The organism is Streptomyces sp. CA189, assembly GCF_056428985.1.
Genome location: NZ_JBWJVM010000052.1, coordinates 13,100 through 33,216, shown reverse-complemented (window position 1 = coordinate 33,216; position 20,117 = coordinate 13,100). Strand labels below are relative to the sequence as shown.

14 protein-coding genes are annotated in these 20,117 nt (G+C 73.4%); 7 read left to right on the top strand and 7 right to left on the bottom strand.

Translation table 11 applies throughout. The features are described from left to right. Positions 1-3: 3 nt before the first annotated feature. The 3 genes from AC061S_RS30110 to AC061S_RS30100 all read right to left on the bottom strand — a co-directional run bounded on the left by AC061S_RS30110 (position 4) and on the right by AC061S_RS30100 (position 2,736). Complete coding sequence (locus AC061S_RS30110) at positions 4-663, bottom strand: class F sortase (protein ID WP_478689046.1); 660 nt, start codon at positions 661-663, stop codon at positions 4-6. Between the two features lie 98 nt (positions 664-761). Further along, positions 762-1,295, bottom strand: a complete 534-nt coding sequence (locus AC061S_RS30105) for a hypothetical protein (RefSeq protein WP_478689045.1) — start codon at positions 1,293-1,295, stop codon at positions 762-764. A 376-nt stretch (positions 1,296-1,671) separates the two neighbouring features. Beyond that, entirely contained in the window at positions 1,672-2,736 is a 1,065-nt protein-coding gene (locus tag AC061S_RS30100) for a C40 family peptidase (protein ID WP_478689044.1), read from the bottom strand. A gap of 148 nt (positions 2,737-2,884) precedes the next feature. Here AC061S_RS30100 and pcrA point away from each other — a divergent pair, with 148 nt between their 5' ends. Then, complete coding sequence (pcrA, locus tag AC061S_RS30095) at positions 2,885-5,428, top strand: DNA helicase PcrA (RefSeq protein ID WP_478689043.1); 2,544 nt, start codon at positions 2,885-2,887, stop codon at positions 5,426-5,428. A 63-nt stretch (positions 5,429-5,491) separates the two neighbouring features. Here pcrA and AC061S_RS30090 read toward each other — a convergent pair whose 3' ends face one another. Together AC061S_RS30090 and AC061S_RS30085 are read right to left on the bottom strand one after the other, a co-directional pair. Then, positions 5,492-7,075 (bottom strand): M23 family metallopeptidase, encoded by a 1,584-nt coding sequence (locus AC061S_RS30090; protein ID WP_478689042.1) that lies wholly within the window; start codon positions 7,073-7,075, stop codon positions 5,492-5,494. A gap of 276 nt (positions 7,076-7,351) precedes the next feature. Then, positions 7,352-8,101, bottom strand: coding sequence for an esterase/lipase family protein (locus AC061S_RS30085; RefSeq protein WP_478689041.1), 750 nt, complete (start codon positions 8,099-8,101; stop codon positions 7,352-7,354). A gap of 186 nt (positions 8,102-8,287) precedes the next feature. On the opposite strand from AC061S_RS30085, the gene AC061S_RS30080 reads away from it, so the two are divergent. Further along, on the top strand, positions 8,288-8,695 hold the full coding sequence (locus AC061S_RS30080; RefSeq protein ID WP_266905332.1) for a coenzyme B12-dependent isobutyryl CoA mutase small subunit: 408 nt from the start codon (positions 8,288-8,290) through the stop codon (positions 8,693-8,695). A 724-nt stretch (positions 8,696-9,419) separates the two neighbouring features. On the opposite strand, the gene AC061S_RS30075 is transcribed toward AC061S_RS30080, so the two are convergent. Together AC061S_RS30075 and AC061S_RS30070 are read right to left on the bottom strand one after the other, a co-directional pair. Further along, positions 9,420-10,994: a DUF5691 domain-containing protein gene (locus tag AC061S_RS30075; RefSeq protein ID WP_478689040.1), complete on the bottom strand. Its 1,575-nt coding sequence runs from the start codon at positions 10,992-10,994 to the stop codon at positions 9,420-9,422. A gap of 169 nt (positions 10,995-11,163) precedes the next feature. Next, entirely contained in the window at positions 11,164-12,600 is a 1,437-nt protein-coding gene (locus tag AC061S_RS30070) for an SWIM zinc finger family protein (RefSeq protein ID WP_478689039.1), read from the bottom strand. A 134-nt stretch (positions 12,601-12,734) separates the two neighbouring features. Here AC061S_RS30070 and AC061S_RS30065 point away from each other — a divergent pair, with 134 nt between their 5' ends. The 5 genes from AC061S_RS30065 (at position 12,735) to sucD (ending at position 20,087) form a co-directional block, all read left to right on the top strand. Continuing rightward, the gene (locus AC061S_RS30065) at positions 12,735-13,841 is read left to right on the top strand and encodes an ATP-binding protein (RefSeq protein ID WP_478689038.1); all 1,107 of its coding nucleotides are present in this window, start codon (positions 12,735-12,737) and stop codon (positions 13,839-13,841) included. Continuing rightward, positions 13,838-16,243: a DUF5682 family protein gene (locus AC061S_RS30060; protein WP_478689037.1), complete on the top strand. Its 2,406-nt coding sequence runs from the start codon at positions 13,838-13,840 to the stop codon at positions 16,241-16,243. Before AC061S_RS30065 ends, AC061S_RS30060 begins: the two co-directional genes overlap by 4 nt. Before the next feature lie 297 nt (positions 16,244-16,540). Next, positions 16,541-17,704 carry a VWA domain-containing protein gene (locus tag AC061S_RS30055; RefSeq protein WP_478689036.1) on the top strand — a complete coding sequence of 388 codons (1,164 nt, stop codon included), beginning with the start codon at positions 16,541-16,543 and terminating at the stop codon, positions 17,702-17,704. A 277-nt stretch (positions 17,705-17,981) separates the two neighbouring features. Then, entirely contained in the window at positions 17,982-19,175 is a 1,194-nt protein-coding gene (sucC, locus tag AC061S_RS30050) for an ADP-forming succinate--CoA ligase subunit beta (protein ID WP_478689035.1), read from the top strand. Positions 19,176-19,196: 21 nt separating this feature from the next. Further along, a complete protein-coding gene (sucD, locus tag AC061S_RS30045) occupies positions 19,197-20,087 on the top strand; it encodes a succinate--CoA ligase subunit alpha (RefSeq protein ID WP_478689034.1) in 891 nt (296 codons plus the stop codon). Positions 20,088-20,117: the final 30 nt, after the last annotated feature.

The window sequence follows — 20,117 nt, the reverse complement described above, 5'->3', positions numbered from 1 at the left end:
CGGCTATCCGCGGATCTCCGTCAGGCGGGCGAAGACGACCACGTTGCCGTCGTAGCCCCCCTTCTTCGAGAAGCCGCCGCCGCAGGTGATCACGCGGAGCTCCGGAGCGCCCTTGGGGCCGTAGACCCGAGCCGCCGGAAAATCGTTCTTGCCGACGACCTCGATGCCGTACACCGTGAACACGGCGGTACGGCCGTCCTGTCGGTCCACCTCGATGTGCCGGCCCCGCTCGAGCGAGCCGAGCGCGTAGAAGACGGCCGGACCCAGCTCGTTGTCCACGTGGCCGTCGATCACCGCCGTGCCCTGGGCCCCCGGCGCGGGGGAGCCCCCGTACCAGCCGGCCAGGTTCCCGTCCTCCGGCGGCGGGGCGTCCACCCAGCCCTCGGAGTCGAGTCCGACGCGGGTGACGGGGGCGTCGACCCGTACGGCGGGAATCCGGATCCGGGTCGGCGGGGAGGGCTTCAGCGGCTGCGGGGCCGGCGGGAGGCGGCGGGCGGCCTCGTCGTGGGCCGGGTCGCTGACCAGCGCGGCGGCTTGCGCGGGCTGCGGCGGACCGCCGTTCAGGTCGAGCCCGTTGGAGAGGAGGAAGGTGCCGCTGAGGGCGACCACGGCAACGACGCCCCAGCCGCCGCGAGGCTTCGTACGCTCCTGGGGGCGGGGCATGACGCGCGCTCCTTCCGTGGTGCTGAGGGGGTACTGGACCGGGCCCGTCCGGCCGCCAGGGGCGGGTCGGACGGGCCCGGCGGTCAGGGGGCCGGCGGTCAGGCGTTGTCGCCCGCTCGCCGGCGCATCAGGAACACGCCGCCGCCGAGCGCACCGGCCAGCAGCGCGGAACCGGCCGCGATCTCGGTGCCGTTCAGGCCCGCGGCGCCGCCGCCGAGGCCGGCCTTGACGCCCTTGGAGGGGGCGGAGGGAGTGGTCGTGCCGGTGCCCGTGCCGGTCGAGTGGCCCGCGACCGTGAGGGTGGTCGTGCCCTTCTCGCCCTTGCAGTCGAAGGTGACCTCGTACTGGGCACCCGGCTTGGCGTCCACGTCCACCGTGGCGGTGGCGGGCTTGCCCTCGTTGAGCTCGACCGCGTCGAAGATCCCGGAGGAGGCCTTGACCAGCGGTTCCTGGCACCCGGTGGCGTTCAGGGTGACGATGCCGCCCGCGGCGACGGTGGTGGGGGAGACGGTGAAACCGAAGGACGTGACGTTGGGCGTGGTCCCGCCGTCATTGGCCGAGGCCATCGGCGCGGCGAGCGCGAAGGCCGCGGTGGACAGCAGGGCTACGGACGCGACACGTTTGGAACGCATGGTGAATCCTCCGGGTCCCCGAGGCGCAGCCTCGAACAGTTTGTCCGCAAAAGGCAGGAAATGCTCCTCGATGTGCTAGACGCTAGGTCCGGTTGGCGGAACCTGCGAATCGAACGGCCCGAACGGAACAACAGCGGGAGTGAGTTGGCGGGCGCCGCGCCAACTCGTCTGATACGGACGGTGAGCGCCACGCCGGAGGTCCTGCCGCACGGTGGCGCTGAGTGACGGACACGCCGAGGGGGCGGCCAACGGACGCCGATGGACTGACCCGTGGGCGTCGACGCGTCGGAGCGCGGGCGCCGACGGACCGGAGCGCGGGAGCCGACGGGCCGGAGCGAGGGCGCCGACGGACCGGAGCGCGGCCGCCCCGGCGCGTTCACCCCGGCCGGACGCTCCCGTAGATCGGCTGGTAGTACACCGAGTCCTCGCGGACGGACGTCCCCGGCCGCGGGGCGTGGATCATGCGGCCGCCGCCGATGTAGATCCCGACGTGGCTGATGTCCGCGTAGAAGAAGACCAGGTCCCCCGGGCGCAGCTCCGACGCCCCGATCCGCGGAGCCGCCTTCACCTGGTCCCAGGTGGTGCGCGGGAGCGTGATCCCCGCCGCCCGCCAGGCCGCCTGGGTCAGCCCGGAACAGTCGTACGAGCGTGGACCCGTCGCGCCCCAGACGTACGGTTTTCCCAGCTGGGCCCGGGCGAAGGCCACCGCCTTGGCGCCGGACGCCGACGCGGCGGCGTCCGCGGGCAGCGGTCCCGGGGCGGCCGGGGCGCGGGGGGCCAGGGCCCGCGCCCGCTCCGGCGCGGTGAGCCGCGCCAGCAGGGTGTTCGCCTCCGCGAGCCGGGTCTGCACCTCCTGCTTGCGCCCGCGCAGATCCTCCTGCGCCCGCTCCAGTTCCGTGACCACCACGGCCGCCTCCCGGCGCTTGGCGGCCGTCTCTGCCCTGGCCCGGGTGTACTGGGCGAGCAGTGCGTCCTCGCGGCCGCCGAGCCGGTTCAGCAGGTGCGTCTGCGCGAAGAAGGCCTGCGGATCGTCGCTGAGCAGCAGGGTCGCGGTCCCGCCGAGGCCGCCGGCGCCGCGGTACCGGTCGGCGGCGTAGCTGCCGAGCAGCCGCCGGGCCTCGTTCAGCTTCTGGGTGGTGCCGGCCACCTGGTCCATGAGCGCCGAGAGCAGGGCCCGCTGCTCCGCGGTCCGCCCGGCCGCCGCGTCGTAGGCCTGGGTGGCCGTGCCCGCCTGCCGGTGCAGCTCGTCCACGCGGGTCCGTACCTCCTCCACCGAGGGGCGGGGCGCGGGCGCCGCCGCGGCCTGGTGGGGGAGGAGCAGGCCTAAGGAGGACAGGGCCGCGGTCGTGACGACCGCGGTGGGGGCGTTCGGATGTCTTCGGGTGCGCGGCTTGCGGTGGTGGGGGGAGGGGTGGGACGAGGGGAATCCGTACGTGTACACGGGCCGGCACCTCCTTCCGGTTGGCGGAGCACGCTAGCGGCGGAGGGGGCGCCTCGGAAGGGGGCGGGAGGGGTCCGCAGGGCATATGCCGCCGAATTTTCCGGGGGCGGGACCGTGTGTCGGTCCCGCCCCCTAAACTCGGAAGGCGATGAGCAGCCTCTTTGACGACAGCTTCCTGGCCGACCTCTCCCCCGCGGAAGAGGTCCCCCCGCCGCCCGAAGACCACGCCGCCCCCGAGACGGACGCGGACGATCTCTTCGGGGGCCGGTTCGACGCGCCCATGACGGGGGACGCGTACTACCGGGACGGTGCCCCCAGGCCCGTCATCGACCCGGCGGCGCTCCTGGAGGGGCTGAACGCGGAGCAGCGCGCCGCCGTGGTGCACGCGGGCTCCCCGCTGCTCATCGTGGCCGGCGCCGGCTCCGGCAAGACGCGCGTGCTGACGCACCGCATCGGCCACCTGCTGGGCGCGCGCGGGGTCCACCCCGGCCAGATCCTGGCGATCACCTTCACCAACAAGGCCGCCGGTGAGATGAAGGAGCGCGTCGAGGGCCTGGTCGGCCCGCGCGCGAACGCGATGTGGGTCTCCACCTTCCACAGCGCGTGCGTCCGCATCCTGCGCCGCGAGTCCAAGCGGCTCGGTTTCACCTCGTCCTTCTCGATCTACGACGCGGCCGACTCGAAGCGCCTGATGGCGCTCGTCTGCCGCGACCTGGACCTGGACCCGAAGAAGTTCCCGCCGAAGGCCTTCAGCGCCAAGATCTCGAACCTGAAGAACGAGCTCATCGACGAGGACGCCTTCGCCGGGCAGGCCGTCGACGGTTTCGAGAAGACCCTCGCCCAGGCGTACGCGATGTACCAGGGGCGGCTGCGCGAGGCCAACGCCCTCGACTTCGACGACATCATCATGACCACGGTCCACCTGCTCCAGGCCTTCCCGGACGTCGCGGAGCACTACCGGCGCCGCTTCCGGCACGTCCTGGTCGACGAGTACCAGGACACCAACCACGCCCAGTACACGCTCGTGCGCGAGCTGGTCGGCACCGGCTACCCGGACCTGCCGCCCGCCGAGCTGTGCGTCGTGGGCGACGCCGACCAGTCGATCTACGCCTTCCGCGGCGCGACCATCCGCAACATCCTCCAGTTCGAAGAGGACTACGCGGACGCGACCACGATCCTGCTGGAGCAGAACTACCGCTCCACCCAGACGATCCTGTCCGCCGCCAACGCGGTCATCGAGCGCAACGAGAACCGCCGCGCGAAGAACCTGTGGACCGAGGCCGGCAGCGGCGCCGTCATCACCGGCTACGTCGCGGACACCGAGCACGACGAGGCCCAGTTCATCGCCGACGAGATCGACCGGCTGACGGACGCGGGCGACGCGAAGGCCGGCGACGTCGCGATCTTCTACCGGACCAACGCGCAGTCCCGCGTGTTCGAGGAGATCTTCATCCGCGTCGGACTGCCCTACAAGGTCGTCGGCGGCGTCCGGTTCTACGAGCGCAAGGAGGTCCGCGACGTCCTCGCGTACCTGCGCGTCCTGTCGAATCCCGAGGACAACGTCCCGCTCCGCCGGATCCTGAACGTGCCCAAGCGCGGCATCGGCGAGCGTGCCGAGGCGATGATCGACGCCCTCGCGATGCGCGAGAAGATCACCTTCCCGCAGGCGCTGCGCCGCGTCGACGAGGCCTTCGGCATGGCCGCCCGCTCGACCAACGCCGTCAAGCGCTTCAACGTGCTGATGGAAGAGCTCCGTACGATCGTCGACTCGGGCGCCGGCCCGGCGGTGGTCCTGGAAGCGGTCCTGGAGCGTACGGGCTACCTCGCCGAACTCCAGGCCTCGACCGACCCGCAGGACGAGACGCGCATCGAGAACCTCCAGGAACTCGCCGCGGTGGCACTCGAATTCGAGCAGGCGCGGGAAGCGGCGGCGGCCGAGGCCGCCGAGAACGGCGCCCCGCCGGTGGGCCCCGGCACCCTCTCCGAGTTCCTGGAGCAGGTAGCGCTGGTCGCCGACTCCGACCAGATCCCGGACGAGGACACCGACGGCAACGGGGTCATCACCCTGATGACCCTGCACACCGCCAAGGGCCTCGAGTTCCCGGTGGTCTTCCTGACAGGCATGGAGGACGGGGTCTTCCCGCACATGCGCGCGCTGGGCCAGACCAAGGAACTGGAGGAGGAGCGCCGCCTCGCCTACGTCGGCATCACGCGGGCGCGCGAGCGGCTGTACCTGACGCGGTCCTCGATGCGCAGCGCCTGGGGCACGCCCTCCTACAACCCGCCCTCGCGGTTCCTGGAGGAGATCCCGGCCGAGTACCTGCAGTGGAAGCGCACGGGCGCGGCGCAGAAGCCGGCGGGCCCCATGCGGAGCTCGGGCTCGGGCTACGGGTCTTCCGGTTACGGGTCTTCGGGCTCGGGCGGGTCGAAGGCCTCGTTCGGCACCTCGCCGGAGTCGTTCCTGTCCTCGTCGCGTACGAAGTCGGGCCCGTCGGGGTTCGCGACGCGGCGGGCCGCCGACAAGCCGGTCATCGCGCTGGTGGTCGGGGACCGGGTCACGCACGACCAGTTCGGGCTGGGCACGGTCATGGAGGTCAGGGGTGCGGGCGCGGACGCGCAGGCCACCATCGACTTCGGGGACGAGAAGCCGAAGCGGCTCCTGCTGCGGTACGCGCCGGTGCAGAAGCTCTAACGGGCACGAACGCGGAACGGCCCGCCCCTCAGGGGGCGGGCCGTTCCGCGTTCGTGCCCGGTCCTAGTTCGGGTTCAGGCCCTTGGCGCGCAGCCACGACTGCGGGTCGACCGGGGAGCCGCCGCCCGGCCGTACCTCGAAGTGCAGGTGCGGGCCGGTGGAGTTGCCGGAGTTGCCGGAGTACGCGATCACGTCGCCGGCCTTGACCTTGCCGGAGCGGATCTTGGCGCTGCTGAGGTGGCAGTACCAGGTCTCGGTGCCGTCGGGCGCGGTGAGTATCACCATGTTGCCGTAGGCGGGGTTCCACTGGCTGCGCACGGTGCCGTCGGTGGCGGCCATGACCGAACTCCCGTAGGACACCGGGAAGTCGATGCCGGTGTGCACGGACATCCAGTTGACGCCCGCCTGGCCGAAGCCGGCGCTGAGGCCGTGCCGCGCGACGGGGAGGGCGAACTTGGGGCGGGCCGCTTCCTTGGCCGCCGCCTCCTCCGCCTTCTGCTTCTTCTCCTCGTCCTGGCGCAGGCGCAGGTCGATGCGCTCCTGGGTGCGGCTCGCACGGTCCGCGAAGTCGCCGGCGTCGGCGCTGAGGGCGGTGAGCTGCGTGTCGAGCTTGCTGTTCGCCGCGACCGGCTTGATGGAGGCCGGGTCGGGCGCGGCCAGGGTCGTGGTCTCCTCGGACGGCTTCTCCGTACCGGTGAGCCCGCCCACGGAGGCGGCGGCGACACCCGCGACGCCCATCACGCAGGCCGAGGGCACGGCCACGGTCAGCAGCGCGGAACGCTTGGCCGGGGTGCGACGGCGGTTGCCTGCACCGGCCTTGGCGGTGCTCGCCTTGGCGACGGGCTTGGCGACGGGCTTGGCGGCGGGCTTGGAGCCCGGCTTGGAGCCGGCGCGGCGCGAGGGCCGCGGCTCGGCGGGGGCGGCCGGGGTGACGGGCATGGCCTGGGTGGGGAGCTCGTGGACCGCGGCGTCGGCGGCGTCGGCCGCATCGGCGGGGAGGAACTCGAAGACGGCGGTCTCGGTGTAGGCGGCCTCGACGGCGGTCTCCGCGTAGACCGGCTCGGGCGAGGTCGCCGCGTAGGCCGGCTCGGGGGAGGTCGCGGCGTACGTCTCGTACCCGTAGTCGTAGGCGTACTGCTGATCGGGGGCCTGCTCGTGGGCCTGGGCCTGGGCGTAGGCCGGGGCCTGGGATTGGCCCTGCTCCTGCGCCGGCTCCGGGACTTGCTGCTGCTCGTAACCGGCGTACCCGTAGGTCTGCTCGGAGGCAGTGTTCCAGGCGGTGGCGTCGTAGGCGCCGGTCTCGGCCCCGTAGCCGGGGGCCGACCATTGGCCGGTCTGCTCGGCGGAGGCGTCGTAGCCGAAGGCGGTGGACTGGTAGTCCATGGAGCCGCCGCCCTGGGCGGGGACGGTCGAGAGGTAGCCGTCGTAGCCGCCGACGGGCTGCTGCGGGTAGCCGTTCTGGGGGACGGTCCAGGCCGTGGTGTCGTACGAGCCGGTGTCGTAAGAACCGTAGGTGGCGCCGTAGTTGTAGCCCTGGCCCTGCGTTTCATAGGACGTAAACGCTGAATCGCCAGCGAAAGTGGTGGTGGAAAGGCCGTCATACCCAAAATCGGGGTACTGGCCCGACGAGGGGCGGTCGTTCACCAACTTCTCTTTCGCCTCGGCAGCGGGGGGCCTGGGTGGCCGAGGAATGTGGGGTCCTCGGAGGAGAGCAGTGGCGTGACTGTACCCGGCGGTTACTCGCAACGACAATCTTCGGCGGGGTTTGTGCCCGGCGGAACCGGGCATTCGGCCGCCTTTCGGTCGCTGGAAGACCCACCCTTGGCCTTGAGTTCGAAAAGTGTTCGAGTGTGGGGTCGGTTTTCGCTCCAACGGTCGACCCGGCGGTCGACGCGGCGGTCGACGCCGAAGCGGGACGGCCCGTCAGGCGACGGAGGCGGCGCCGGGGTGCGGCAGGGCGACCGGCCTGGGTCCGTCGAGCGTCCGCCGGACCGCCGCGATGACGGTGGGGTGCGCGGGCAGGGCGAGATGTCCGATGCCGGTGACCTGAACGTTTTCCACGAGCAGGTCCGGGTGCTCGATACGGGCCGTCTCGGTCGGGTCCATCAGCTCGTCGAACTCGCTCCAGAACGCCACGCACCGGGTCCGGCAGCCCGGCGCGGGCGCGCGCAGTTCGGTGAGCACCTCGGAATCCGGGCGCATCTGCCGGACCAGGGGGTGCGCGTCCATGAAGGGCGCCACGCGGGTGCCGGAATGCGGGGTGCCGAGCGTGACGAGCGTGCGGACGCGCGCGTCGCCGCCGAGGCGCTGGACGTAGTACCGCCCGACCAGCCCGCCGAGACTGTGCCCCACCAGGTCCACCCGGTCCTGCCCGGTGCGTTCGCACAGCTCCTCGACGCGGCGGGCGAGATGCCGGGCGGTGACGCGCAGGTCGCGGGTGAAGGGGGAGTAGTTGTACGCCTCCACCTGCCGCCGGCCGCCGGCCCCGAGGGCGCGGCGCAGCAGGACGAAGACGGAGCGGTTGTCGGTGAACCCGTGGAGCAGCAGCACCGGCGGGCGCTCGTGGGTGGCGGCGGCGGGTCGCTCCGGCAGGACTCCGGTGGGATACAGCAGGATGTGCCCGCCGAGCACGATCGCTTCCAGTACGCCGGCACGCAGCGCGGCTCCGGACATGGTCAGCCCCATAGACGGCCCCCCTAGCGTCTCGGGACCGGGGCGTCCGACCGCTCCGTGCCGTGCGGCTGTCGGCGCGGAGCGGTGGTACGCCATCCCATGTGTGATTTCCCCCTCGTGGTTGACCGCGAAACGGGGGTGTGCGCGATGCTGTACTTAACGTTCGTTCACTCGGGAGGCAGTGCGATGGGTGTGACCGGTCCGATCCGTGTGGTGGTGGCCAAGCCGGGCCTCGACGGCCACGACCGAGGCGCCAAGGTGATCGCGCGGGCCCTGCGGGACGCGGGCATGGAGGTCATCTACACCGGCCTCCACCAGACCCCCGAACAGATCGTCGACACCGCGATCCAGGAGGACGCCGACGCGATCGGTCTGTCCATCCTGTCGGGCGCGCACAACACGCTGTTCGCGCGGGTACTGGAACTCCTCGCGGAGCGTGACGCGGAGGACATCAAGGTGTTCGGCGGCGGTATCATCCCGGAAGCGGACATCGCTCCGCTGAAGGAGAAGGGCGTGGCCGAGATCTTCACCCCGGGCGCGACGACGACGGCGATCGTCGACTGGGTCCGCGCCCACGTCCGCCAGCCGGTATAGCCCCACACCCCGCGCGGCGCCGTTGCCGGGGACCAGTCCCCGGGCCCCTGCGCCTCAAACGCCGGCGGGGCTGGGGTGTGGTCGGTGTCTGTATGGCTGCGGGGGTGGGCCGGTGCCGGGGGCGGGGTGGGGTGTCGGCCTGGACTGCATGATTTAGGCGCCCTGTGCGCAGCTTCGACAGCGTCGGGCTTCCTTGTGCGCCACAAATCACGCTTTACGTCCCGGCCAACACCCCACCCCGCCCCCGTCCCCGTCCCGGGCTGCACCCTCCAGCCCCGCCGGAGGGTGGGTCTCTTCAGCCGCCGGGTTTGGCATTTCAGCCGTCCGGCGTTTGAGGACCGGGTCTGGGCGCAGCCCGGGACCCCTTCCCGGCCCGTCCGGCGTTTGAGCGCGGGTGTGGGCAGGGCCCGGTGGCATTCCCAGCCTCGCCGGCGTTTGAGGCGCGGGTCCGGGCGGAGCCCGGCGAACGGTGGAAGGGCGGGTAGGGGACGGCCCCGCAGGGCTCCTCCCCGCACGCTGCCGACGGCGACACGCACGTCGGGGCTCGGCACCCCGGGGGCGGGCTCGGCACCCCGGGGCGGGATCGGCATCCCAGGCCGGGGCCAGCCCCCCCGGCCGGGGCCGCCCCCCTCAGGCCGGGGCCAGCCCCCCCCAGGACCGGGCCAGCCCCCAGGGCCGGGGCGGTATCCCGGGTCTGGGCGCCGCGCCCAGGTGGGACCAGTGCTCAGCGTGGCGGGGACAGTTCCGCGTGTAGGGCGGCCCGTAGGCGCAGGGTGGCGACCAGTCGCTGGAAGGCTTCCGACCAGTACGCCGCCGCACCCCCCTCCTCCACCGGCTCCGCCGCCAACGCATCGAGCCGCCCCGCCTCCGCAGGATCAAGGCACCGCTCCGCCAGCCCCATGACCCCGCTGAAGCTCCACGGGTAGCCCCCCGCGTCCCGCGCGGAGTCCAGCGCCTCGATCACCGCCCTCCCCAGCGCCCCCGCCCACGGCACCACGCACACCCCGAGCAGTTGGAACGCCTCCGACAGCCCGTGTGCGCGTATGAACTCCGCGACCCACGCCGCCCGTTCCTCCTCCCCGAGGGTCGACAGGAGCTTCGCCCGCTCCGCCAGCGATGCCGTCGCCGGTCCCGCCGCGGGCGGCGCGGACGCCGGGCCGAGCAGGGCCTGCGACCACGCGGGGTCGCCCTGTCGCACCGCGGCCCGGCACCACGCCGCGTGCAGTTCCTCCGCCCAGCCCTCGGCCACCGGCAGCGCCACGATCTCCGCCGGGCCGAGCCCCCCGAACCGGTCCCGCCAGCACGACAGCGGCGCGGAGTCCACCAACTGGCCCAGCCACCAGGCCCGCTCCCCGCGCCCGGCCGGCGGCCGCTTGACCACGCCGTCGCGCAGCATGCCCGCATCGCACTCGGCCGGTGGCGTCACCCCCTCCGGGCCCACGCAGGCCAGCGCCCGCTCCGCCATCCGCCCGGCCAGCGCCGAGGTCGGCAGCGCGGAGAGCAGCTCGGCGGCGGTCGCGCGGACATTGCGGCTGCGGTCGCCCAATGCGGCCTCCAGGAAGGGCTCGTCACCCGCCGACAGCCCCACCCGCAGGGAGTCGAGGAACATCAGCCGGTCCTCGGCCCGCTCGGTGCTCCACGTGGTCGCCAGCAGCCGCGGCCCGGCGGCCGCCTCGTGGGCCCGTACGAGGCCGAGCAGCGCGACCCGCTCCGCGAACAGCCCCTCCTGCCACAGCCGTTCCACCCCCGCAGCGTCCTTCGCGTCGGGCAGTTCACCGGCGCCCCCGGATCCCCCGCGCAGCGCGAACCGCCAGTCCGGATTGAGCCGGGCCAGCCACAGGCCGCGCGTACCGGCCAGGGCCAGCGCCTGCGGCCGGAGGTCGCTGCGGGCCCGCGCGACGTCCAGCAGGGCGGGCACGAGCGAGTCCGGTGCCCGGTACCCGTGCTGTCCGGCGGCGGCCAGCCACTGCGGCAGCAGCTCCGTCAGGTCCGGGGCGGCCCCCCGCCGCCCGCTGCCGCTGCCCGCACCGGCCCGGCCCGCCAACAGCTGCGCGAGCCGCCTCCGGGCCGCCTCCGGGGGTTCCGGACGCGGGTCGCGCGGCGCGGGCTCGGGCCGGGGACCCGCCTCGGCGGGTCTCAGCCCGGCCCGGCGCCGTACCGTCTGCACGGCCGCGGCCCCGAGCAGTGCCTCGGGACTGCCCCGGCGCCGCTCGGTACCCAGCAGTGCGGCGGCCACCAGCTCGTCCCAGCCCCCGTCCCCGTAGGCCGAGTCCGTCGTCGTGTCCGTGGTCGTGTTCACCGGATCCCCTCCCTCTTTCCCTCGTGCTCCGGTCCCGCCCCCTCCGCGGGACCGGAGCAGCCCGATTTACTGCCTCAACTGGCGTGGTTGTCGTCCACGAAAGCCCCCCGGCTCACTCGTTTCGAATACGTCGGCGCCCCCGCGCCGCCGCCTTCCCCCTACCGCCCGCTCAGCCCAGCACCACCGGCTCCGGTGAGTCCGGCTGCCAGGCCGTCAGCGGGGTGAATCCGCGGTGTCCGCATTCGCCGAACACCGTCAACGGGCCGCCCCCCGAGAGCGCGGCCAACTGCCACAGCCCCGTCCCGGGCCGGCTCCCGGCCCCGGTCGAGGGCACGGGCAGCGCGGACGTCCCCTCCGCGTCCGCCAATTGCCAGGCTGTTGAGCTCTGTTGCTCCCCTCGCGGTTCCCCCTGTCTTCCCCCTTGTTGCGCTCCCTGTTGTCCTCCCGGTATCGGAACCACCGGGCCGAGCACCACCGGCCAGGACTCCAGCCAGGGGTCCTCGCGCAGTGCCGCGCCGTACGCCTCCAGCGCCGCGCCCGTGCTCACGCCGGTCGGCGCGGCCCGGCACGGGACGGCCGGCGCGAACCTCTCCCCGAGGTCCGCGCGCAGCCCCGCCGAGCCGGGCCGGAAGCGGGCTTCCGCCTCCAGCACCAAGCCGACGGGCAGCGCCAGCCCCGGCGGTCGCCCGGGCGGGCCGAAGTCCAGGACCAGGGCCGGCCGCCCGCTCGCCAGCCCGCGCAGCCATATCCGGCGGGTGGTGAGACGGCCGTCCGGTGACGCCGTGTCGTACTGGGCCAGCACGAGCCAGTGGTCCCGTACGGCCTCGCCGTCCGTCTGGGGCTGCAGTCCCAGACGGCTGCGGACCGTCGCGGCCAGCGGCTCCGGCAACCCGGAAACCCCCAGCCAGGCCCGGTCCAGCAGGTGCAGCAGCGCGGCCTCCTCCAGCATCCGGGCGGGCCAGCCGGTGCCGCAACTGGGTATCGTCCCCAACTCCCGCACCCGGGCGGCCAGTCCGGGCGCCTGGGCGTCGACCATCCGGGCGGCGGTCTCCTCCCAGGCCGCGTATCCCGCCCGCTCCTGACCGGCGAGGCCGCCGCGCACCAGGTCCGCGAGCCGCTGTTCCAGCTCGGTGACGCCGGCGCCGATCCGGGCCGCCCGCCGCTCGGCCCGCTTGCGGGCCCCCTCCGCGTCCGCCGGTCCGGTCCGGCCGGAGCGGTCGGCGGCGGGCCGGGCGGCCTTCGCCGCCCGCTCCGCGAGCCACTCGCCCGCCCAGTCCGGAGCCCCGGCCGGATCGCCGGCCGGGTCGCCGGCCGGGGCGTCCAGCCCCTCCGCGGCCCGGAGCAGCAGCAGGCCCAGCGCGTGCTTGCACGGGAACTTCCGGCTCGGGCAGGAGCACTTGTACGCCGGCCCGGACAGGTCGACGACCGTCCGGTACGGCTTGCTGCCGCTGCCCTTGCACAACCCCCACACCGCACCGGAAGCGGAACCTCCGGTCTGTGACCACGGCCCCGCCCCGCCGAGTCTGGCCCCCGCCTTGCGTGAGGCGTCGTCAGGAGCCAGAGCCAGTACCTGTTCCGCTGTCCAGCGGACCCCCTGCTCAGTCATGTGTTCCACCGTAGAGACCCCCACTGACAATCCCTCTGACCTGCAACGACGCATCCTCCGGGGCCCGTTGTCAGTGGTCGGGTGCATCGTGGTTCCAGCAGTCGGAAGCGGCTGCGGAGCATTGGAGGGGGACCATGGCCACGACCGGGAACGAGACCACCGCAGAGGCGCTGCGACCGCACGCCGAAGACGCCTTCGCGCACGAACTGAAAGCCCTGGCGGCCGCCGACGACCGGCCCCGCCCGGCCCGCTGGAAACTCTCCCCGTGGGCGGTGGCGACGTACCTGCAGGGCGGCACGCTCGAAGACGGCACCGTCATCACACCCAAGTACGTCGGCCCGCGCCGGATCGTCGAAGTCGCCGTCACCACCCTCGCCACCGACCGGGCCCTACTGCTCCTCGGCGTGCCCGGCACCGCCAAGACCTGGGTGTCCGAGCACCTCGCCGCCGCCGTCAGCGGAGACTCCACGCTCCTCGTCCAGGGCACCGCCGGCACCCCCGAGGAGGCCATCCGGTACGGCTGGAACTACGCCCGACTCCTCGCCCACGGCCCGAGCCGCGAAGCGCTCGTACCGAGCCCGGTCATGCGGGCCATGGCCGAGGGCATGACCGCCCGCGTCGAGGAGCTCACCCGGATCCCCGCCGACGTCCAGGACACCCTCATCACCGTCCTGTCCGAGAAGACGCTCCCGATACCTGAGCTCGGCCAGGAGGTGCAGGCCGTGCGCGGCTTCAACCTCATCGCCACCGCCAACGACCGCGACCGCGGGGTCAACGAGCTCTCCAGCGCGCTGCGCCGGCGCTTCAACACCGTCGTCCTGCCGCTGCCCGCCACCGCCGACGCCGAGGTCGACATCGTCGCCCGCCGCGTCGACCAGCTGGGCCGCGCCCTCGACCTGCCCGCCGCCCCGGAGGGCCTGGAAGAGATCCGCCGCGTCGTCACCGTCTTCCGGGAGCTGCGCGGCGGAGTCACCGCCGACGGTCGCACGAAGGTCAAATCGCCCAGCGGCACCCTGTCCACCGCGGAAGCCATCTCGGTGGTCACGGGCGGCCTCGCGCTGGCCGCCCACTTCGGGGACGGCGTCCTGCGCCCCTCCGACGTGGCCGCGGGGATCCTCGGGGCCGTCGTCCGGGACCCGGCGGCCGACCAGGTCGTCTGGCAGGAGTACCTGGAGGCCGTGGTCCGCGAGCGCGACGGCTGGAAGGACTTCTACCGGGCCTGCCGGGAGGTGACGGCATGAGCCCGGGGACCACGGGCCCGGACGGCGGCGGCCCGTACGCCACGGGCCCGCTGCTGCTGGGCGTACGGCACCACGGGCCCGGCTCCGCCCGCGCGGTGCGGGCCGCCCTGGACGCGGCGCGGCCGGCGGCGGTGCTGATCGAGGGGCCGCCGGAGGGGGACGCCCTGCTGCCGCTGGCCGCGGACCCGGGGATGCGGCCCCCCGTCGCCCTGCTCGCCCACGCGGCCGACGACCCCGGCCGGGCCGCGTTCTGGCCGCTGGCCGGCTTCTCCCCGGAATGGGCGGCCATCCGGTGGGCGCAGGAGCGGGAGGTCCCGGTCCGGTTCATCGACCTCCCGGCCGCGCACTCGCTGGCCGCGCCGGAGAGCGGGGAGGGAGAGGGAGAGGGAGAGGGAGCCGAGGACGCGGTCGAGGAGGGGCGCGGGGAAGGGAGCGGGGAAGGGAGCGGCGCGGCGCGCGGCTCCGTACGACTGGATCCGCTGGCCGTGCTGGCCGAGACCGCCGGGTACGAGGACCCCGAGCGGTGGTGGGAGGACGTGGTCGAGCACCGCGGCGGGGCCGGACCGGCCGCCGACCCGCTGGCCGCGTTCGAGGCGCTCGGGGAGGCCATGGGCGCCCTGCGCGAGGAGTACGGAGCGGGCGGCCACCACCGGGACCTGGTGCGCGAGGCGTACATGCGGCAGCGGATGCGGGCCGCACGCCGGGAGTTCGGCGACGCCTACGCCGTCGTCTGCGGGGCCTGGCACGTCCCGGCCCTGCGGGCGAAGACCACCGCGGCCGCCGACAAGGCGCTCCTCACCGGACTGCCCAAGGTCAAGGTGGAGACCACCTGGGTGCCCTGGACCCACCGGCGCCTCGCCCGGGCCGGAGGGTACGGCGCGGGCATCACCTCGCCCGGCTGGTACGCCCACCTCTTCGAGGCCCGGGACCGGCCCGTCGAGCGCTGGCTGACCAAGGTCGCGGGCCTGCTCCGCGAGGAGGACCGGCAGGTGTCCCCGGCCCACGTCATCGAAGCGGTCCGGCTCGCCGACACCCTGGCCGCGATGCGGGGCCGGCCGGTGCCGGGGCTGACGGAAACCCTGGAAGCGGTCCGGGCGGTGATGTGCGACGGCTCCGACATACCGCTCGCGCTGATCGAGGACCGGCTCGTCGTCGGCGACGTGCTCGGTGAAGTCCCCGACGCGGCGCCCGTCGTACCGCTCCAGCGCGACCTCACCCGGCAGCAGCGCTCGCTGCGGCTCAAGCCCGAGGCGCAGGACCGGGAGCTGGAGCTCGACCTGCGCAAGGACACCGACGCGGCCAAGTCCCTGCTGCTGCACCGGCTGCGGCTGCTCGGCATCGACTGGGGCGTCCCGACGGCCTCCCGGGGGAGCACGGGCACCTTCCGCGAGACCTGGCGGCTGAGATGGGAGCCGGAGCTCGCGGTGCGGGTGGCCGAAGCCGGCATCTGGGGGACCACGGTCCTCGGGGCGGCCACCGCCAGGGCCGAGGCCGACGCGGCGGGCGCCGGGGAGCTGGGCGAGGTCACCGCCCTGGCGGAGCGGTGCCTGCTGGCCGGGCTCTCCGCGGCCCTGCCCGCCGTACTGCGCGCCCTCGCCGACCGGGCGGCGCTGGACACCGACGTGGCGGGCCTGGCCAAGGCGCTGCCCGCACTGGCCCGTTCGCTGCGCTACGGGGACGTACGGGGCACCGACGCGGCGGCGCTGGGGACGGTGGCGGCCGGGCTCGCGGAGCGGATATGCGTGGCGCTGCCGCCCGCCTGCGCGGCGGGGCTGGACGCCGACGCGGCGGAGGAGCTGCGGGGGCACGTGGACGGCGTACACCGGGCGGTCGGGCTGCTGGAGGGGCCGCTGAAGGGTCCGCTGGAAGGGCCGGCCCCGGACGGCCTGCGGGAGCGCTGGGCGGCGGTGCTGCGGACGCTGGCCGGGCGGGACACCGTCCCCGGGCTGATACGCGGGCGGGCGGCGCGGCTGCTGCTCGACGACGGGCGGCTCCCGCCCGAGGAGACCGCGCGGCTGATGGGGCTCGCGCTGTCCCCGGCGTGCGCGCCGGCCGACGCGGCGGGCTGGATCGAGGGGTTCGCGGGCGGGGGCTCGGGCGGCGGCACGCTGCTGGTGCACGACGAGCGGCTGCTGGGGCTGATCGACGGCTGGCTGGTGTCGGTGCCGGAGCGGGCGTTCGTCGACGTACTGCCGCTGCTGCGGAGGACCTTCGGGGCGTACGAGGTGGGGGTTCGGCGGACGCTGGGAGAGCTGGTCCGCCGTGGGCCGGCCGGGGTGGGGCCGTCCGCCGGGCCGGGATCCGGTGCGGCCCCGGCCGGCTTCGGTGCGGAGCTGGACCCGGTCCGGGCGGACGCGGAGGTGGACCTGGTCCGGCTGCTGCTGGCGGGGGCGCCGGGGTGAGGCCGGGGCCGCGGCGGCCCGGGCCCGGTGGGCGGGCTGCGGGGGGCCGCGGGGCGGGGGGGTTCCCCGGGCTCCGCCCGGACCCCGCGCCTCACACGCCGGCGAGGCTGAAAGGGCGCTCCGCGCCATCCAGCCCGCCCCGGCCGAATCCAGCCCCTCCGGCGTTTGAGGAGCGGGGTCCGGGCGGAGCCCGGGGAACGGTGGAAGGGCGGGTAGGGGACTCCGCCCCGCGCAGCGGCACCGGTCGGCGGGCGGCCCGTGGTGGTTGGTATTGCTTCGAGAGCGGGAGGTAGGCAGATGGCTGGTGCGGGAGCGGACGGCGGCGGCGCGGAGCGGCTGCGGCGGTGGCGGATGGTGCTCGGTGGGGGAGAGGGGGAGGGGACCGGGTGTGCGTTGAGCGGGGCGGACGCCGGGATGGATGCCGCGCTCGGGGCGCTCTACGGGTCCCAGGGCGGCGGCGGCCGCAAGCGGGCCGGGGAGCGGTCGGCCGGGCTCGGCGGGTCCGCGCCCAACGTGGCGCGCTGGCTCGGGGACATCCGTACGTACTTCCCCACCTCCGTCGTGCAGGTCATGCAGCGGGACGCGATCCAGCGGCTCGGGCTGTCCGCCCTGCTGCTGGAGCCCGAGATGCTGGAGGCGGTGGAGCCGGACGTGCACCTCGTCGGCACCCTGCTCTCCCTCAACAAGGCCATGCCCGAGACCACCCGGGAGACCGCCCGCGCCGTGGTCCGCAAGGTGGTCGAGGAGCTGGAGAAACGGCTCGCGAGCCGGACGCGGGCCACGCTGACGGGTGCGCTCGACCGATCCGCCCGGATCAGCCGGCCCCGGCACGCGGACATCGACTGGGACCGGACCATCCGGGCGAACCTGAAGAACTACCTGCCCGAGTACCGGACCGTCGTCCCGGAGCGGCTGGTCGGCTACGGCCGCGCCGCGCGGGCCGTGAAGAAGGAGGTGATCCTCTGCATCGACCAGTCGGGCTCCATGGCGGCCTCGGTCGTCTACGCCTCCGTCTTCGGGGCGGTGCTGGCCTCGATGCGTTCGATCGCGACCAGGCTGGTCGTCTTCGACACGGCCGTGGTGGACCTGACCGACCAGCTCGACGATCCGGTCGACGTGCTCTTCGGCACCCAGCTCGGTGGCGGCACCGACATCAACCGCGCGCTCGCCTACTGCCAGTCGAAGATCACCCGCCCCGCCGACACCGTCGTCGCCCTCATCAGCGATCTCTACGAGGGCGGCATACGCGACGAGATGCTCAAGCGGGTCGCGGCGATGAAGGCGGCGGGGGTGGAGTTCGTGACGCTGCTCGCGCTGTCCGACGAGGGCGCGCCCGCCTACGACCGGGACCACGCCGCCGCCCTCGCCGCGCTCGGCGCCCCGGCCTTCGCCTGCACCCCCGACCTGTTCCCGGAGGTGATGGCCGCGGCGCTGGAGAAGCGGCCCCTGCCCGTCCCGTGAGGACCCCTCGCGGCGGCCGGCCATCGGCAGATCGCACGAAGATGCAGTTCAACCGTGAGGCGATCTGTGACAGGTATCACCGCTCAGGTGTGATCTGTGATTTAGGGACCTACGTCCCACGGGGATAACCTGCGGGACGGACATGCCGCGTCCACGGTCACCGTGTGCGCCTTCCTTGTGACAGCGCCGTCACGTTGCCCTCCGCGGCACGCCCACGCAGATAGCAGACAACCGCGAATCACTGCGAATCTTTAAAAAAGACAAGGGACGGACGCGCGTGGACCTGTTCGAGTACCAGGCGAGGGACCTCTTCGCCAAGCACGGTGTACCGGTGCTGGCCGGTGAAGTCATCGACACGCCTGAGGCAGCCCGCGAGGCCACCGAGCGCATGGGTGGCAAGTCGGTCGTCAAGGCGCAGGTGAAGGTCGGCGGCCGAGGCAAGGCCGGCGGCGTGAAGCTCGCCGCCACCCCGGACGAGGCCGTCGCCCGGGCGACGGACATCCTCGGGATGGACATCAAGGGCCACACGGTCCACAAGGTGATGATCGCCGAGACCGCTCCGGAGATCCTGGAGGAGTACTACGTCTCGTACCTCCTCGACCGCACCAACCGCACCTTCCTGGCCATGGCCTCGGTCGCGGGCGGCATGGACATCGAGCAGGTCGCCGAGGAGACCCCGGAGAAGCTCGCCAAGGTCCCGGTGAACGCCAACGAGGGCGTGACCATCGAGAAGGCCCGCGAGATCGTCGCGCTGGCGCAGTTCCCGGCCGAGGTCGCCGAGAAGGTCGCCGAGGTCCTCGTGACCCTGTGGGCGACCTTCATCGCCGAGGACGCGCTCCTCGTCGAGGTCAACCCGCTCGCGAAGGTCGCCAACGGCGACGTCATCGCGCTCGACGGCAAGGTCTCGCTCGACGAGAACGCCGAGTTCCGCCAGCCGGGCCACGAGGAGTTCGTGGACCACGCTGCCGCGAACCCGCTCGAGGCCGCCGCCAAGGCGAAGAACCTCAACTACGTGAAGCTCGACGGCGAGGTCGGCATCATCGGCAACGGCGCGGGTCTCGTCATGAGCACCCTCGACGTCGTCGCGTACGCCGGCGAGGCGTACACGTCGGTGAATGGCGGCGGCGTCAAGCCCGCCAACTTCCTGGACATCGGCGGTGGCGCCTCCGCCGCCGTCATGGCCAACGGTCTCGAGATCATCCTCGGCGACCCGGACGTCAAGTCCGTCTTCGTCAACGTCTTCGGTGGCATCACCGCCTGTGACGAGGTCGCCAACGGCATCGTCCAGGCGCTGCAGCTGCTCGAGGACAAGGGCGAGGCGGTCACCAAGCCGCTGGTCGTCCGCCTCGACGGCAACAACGCCGAGCTGGGTCGCAAGATCCTCTCGGACGCCAACCACCCGCTGGTTCAGCGCGTGGACACCATGGACGGCGCGGCCGACAAGGCCGCCGAGCTCGCGGCTGCGAAGTAAGGGCAGAGGTCACAGACTCACATGGCTATCTTCCTCAACAAGGACAGCAAGGTCATCGTCCAGGGCATGACCGGTGCCACGGGCATGAAGCACACCAAGCTGATGCTGGCTGACGGCACCAACATCGTCGGCGGCGTGAACCCGCGCAAGGCCGGCACGACCGTCGACTTCGACGGCACCGAGGTCCCGGTCTTCGGCTCCGTCGCCGAGGCGATGGAGAAGACGGGCGCCAACGTCTCCGTCCTCTTCGTCCCGCCGGCGTTCGCCAAGTCCGCCGTGGTCGAGGCGATCGACGCCGAGATCCCGCTGGCCGTCGTCATCACCGAGGGCATCGCGGTGCACGACTCCGCCGCCTTCTGGTCGTACGCGACGTCCAAGGGCAACAAGACGCGGATCATCGGCCCGAACTGCCCGGGTCTGATCACCCCCGGCGAGTCCAACGCCGGCATCATCCCGGGCGACATCACCAAGCCCGGCCGCATCGGTCTCGTGTCCAAGTCGGGCACGCTGACCTACCAGATGATGTACGAGCTCCGTGACATCGGCTTCTCCTCCGCCGTCGGCATCGGTGGCGACCCGGTCATCGGCACCACGCACATCGACGCCCTGGAGGCGTTCGAGGCGGACCCCGACACCGACCTGATCGTCATGATCGGCGAGATCGGCGGCGACGCCGAGGAGCGGGCGGCGGACTTCATCGCGAAGAACGTCACCAAGCCGGTCGTCGGCTACGTCGCGGGCTTCACCGCCCCCGAGGGCAAGACCATGGGCCACGCGGGCGCCATCGTCTCCGGCTCTTCTGGCACCGCACAGGCCAAGAAGGAAGCCCTGGAGGCCGCGGGCGTGAAGGTCGGCAAGACGCCGACCGAGACCGCGAAGCTGGCGCGCGAGATCCTGAACGCCGCGCAGTAGACGCCGCGCGGTAGCGGGCGTGGCCCGCAC

Excerpts from the sequence above, each read along its gene's own strand:
- pcrA (WP_478689043.1), top strand. The coding sequence starts at position 2,885 with ATGAGCAGCCTCTTTGACGACAGCTTCCTGGCCGACCTCTCCCCCGCG.
- AC061S_RS30060 (WP_478689037.1), top strand. The coding sequence starts at position 13,838 with ATGAGCCCGGGGACCACGGGCCCGGACGGCGGCGGCCCGTACGCCACG.
- AC061S_RS30110 (WP_478689046.1), bottom strand. The coding sequence starts at position 663 with ATGCCCCGCCCCCAGGAGCGTACGAAGCCTCGCGGCGGCTGGGGCGTC.
- AC061S_RS30070 (WP_478689039.1), bottom strand. The coding sequence starts at position 12,600 with ATGACTGAGCAGGGGGTCCGCTGGACAGCGGAACAGGTACTGGCTCTG.
- AC061S_RS30055 (WP_478689036.1), top strand. The coding sequence starts at position 16,541 with ATGGCTGGTGCGGGAGCGGACGGCGGCGGCGCGGAGCGGCTGCGGCGG.
- AC061S_RS30085 (WP_478689041.1), bottom strand. The coding sequence starts at position 8,101 with ATGTCCGGAGCCGCGCTGCGTGCCGGCGTACTGGAAGCGATCGTGCTC.
- AC061S_RS30065 (WP_478689038.1), top strand. The coding sequence starts at position 12,735 with ATGGCCACGACCGGGAACGAGACCACCGCAGAGGCGCTGCGACCGCAC.
- AC061S_RS30105 (WP_478689045.1), bottom strand. The coding sequence starts at position 1,295 with ATGCGTTCCAAACGTGTCGCGTCCGTAGCCCTGCTGTCCACCGCGGCC.
- sucD (WP_478689034.1), top strand. The coding sequence starts at position 19,197 with ATGGCTATCTTCCTCAACAAGGACAGCAAGGTCATCGTCCAGGGCATG.
- AC061S_RS30080 (WP_266905332.1), top strand. The coding sequence starts at position 8,288 with ATGGGTGTGACCGGTCCGATCCGTGTGGTGGTGGCCAAGCCGGGCCTC.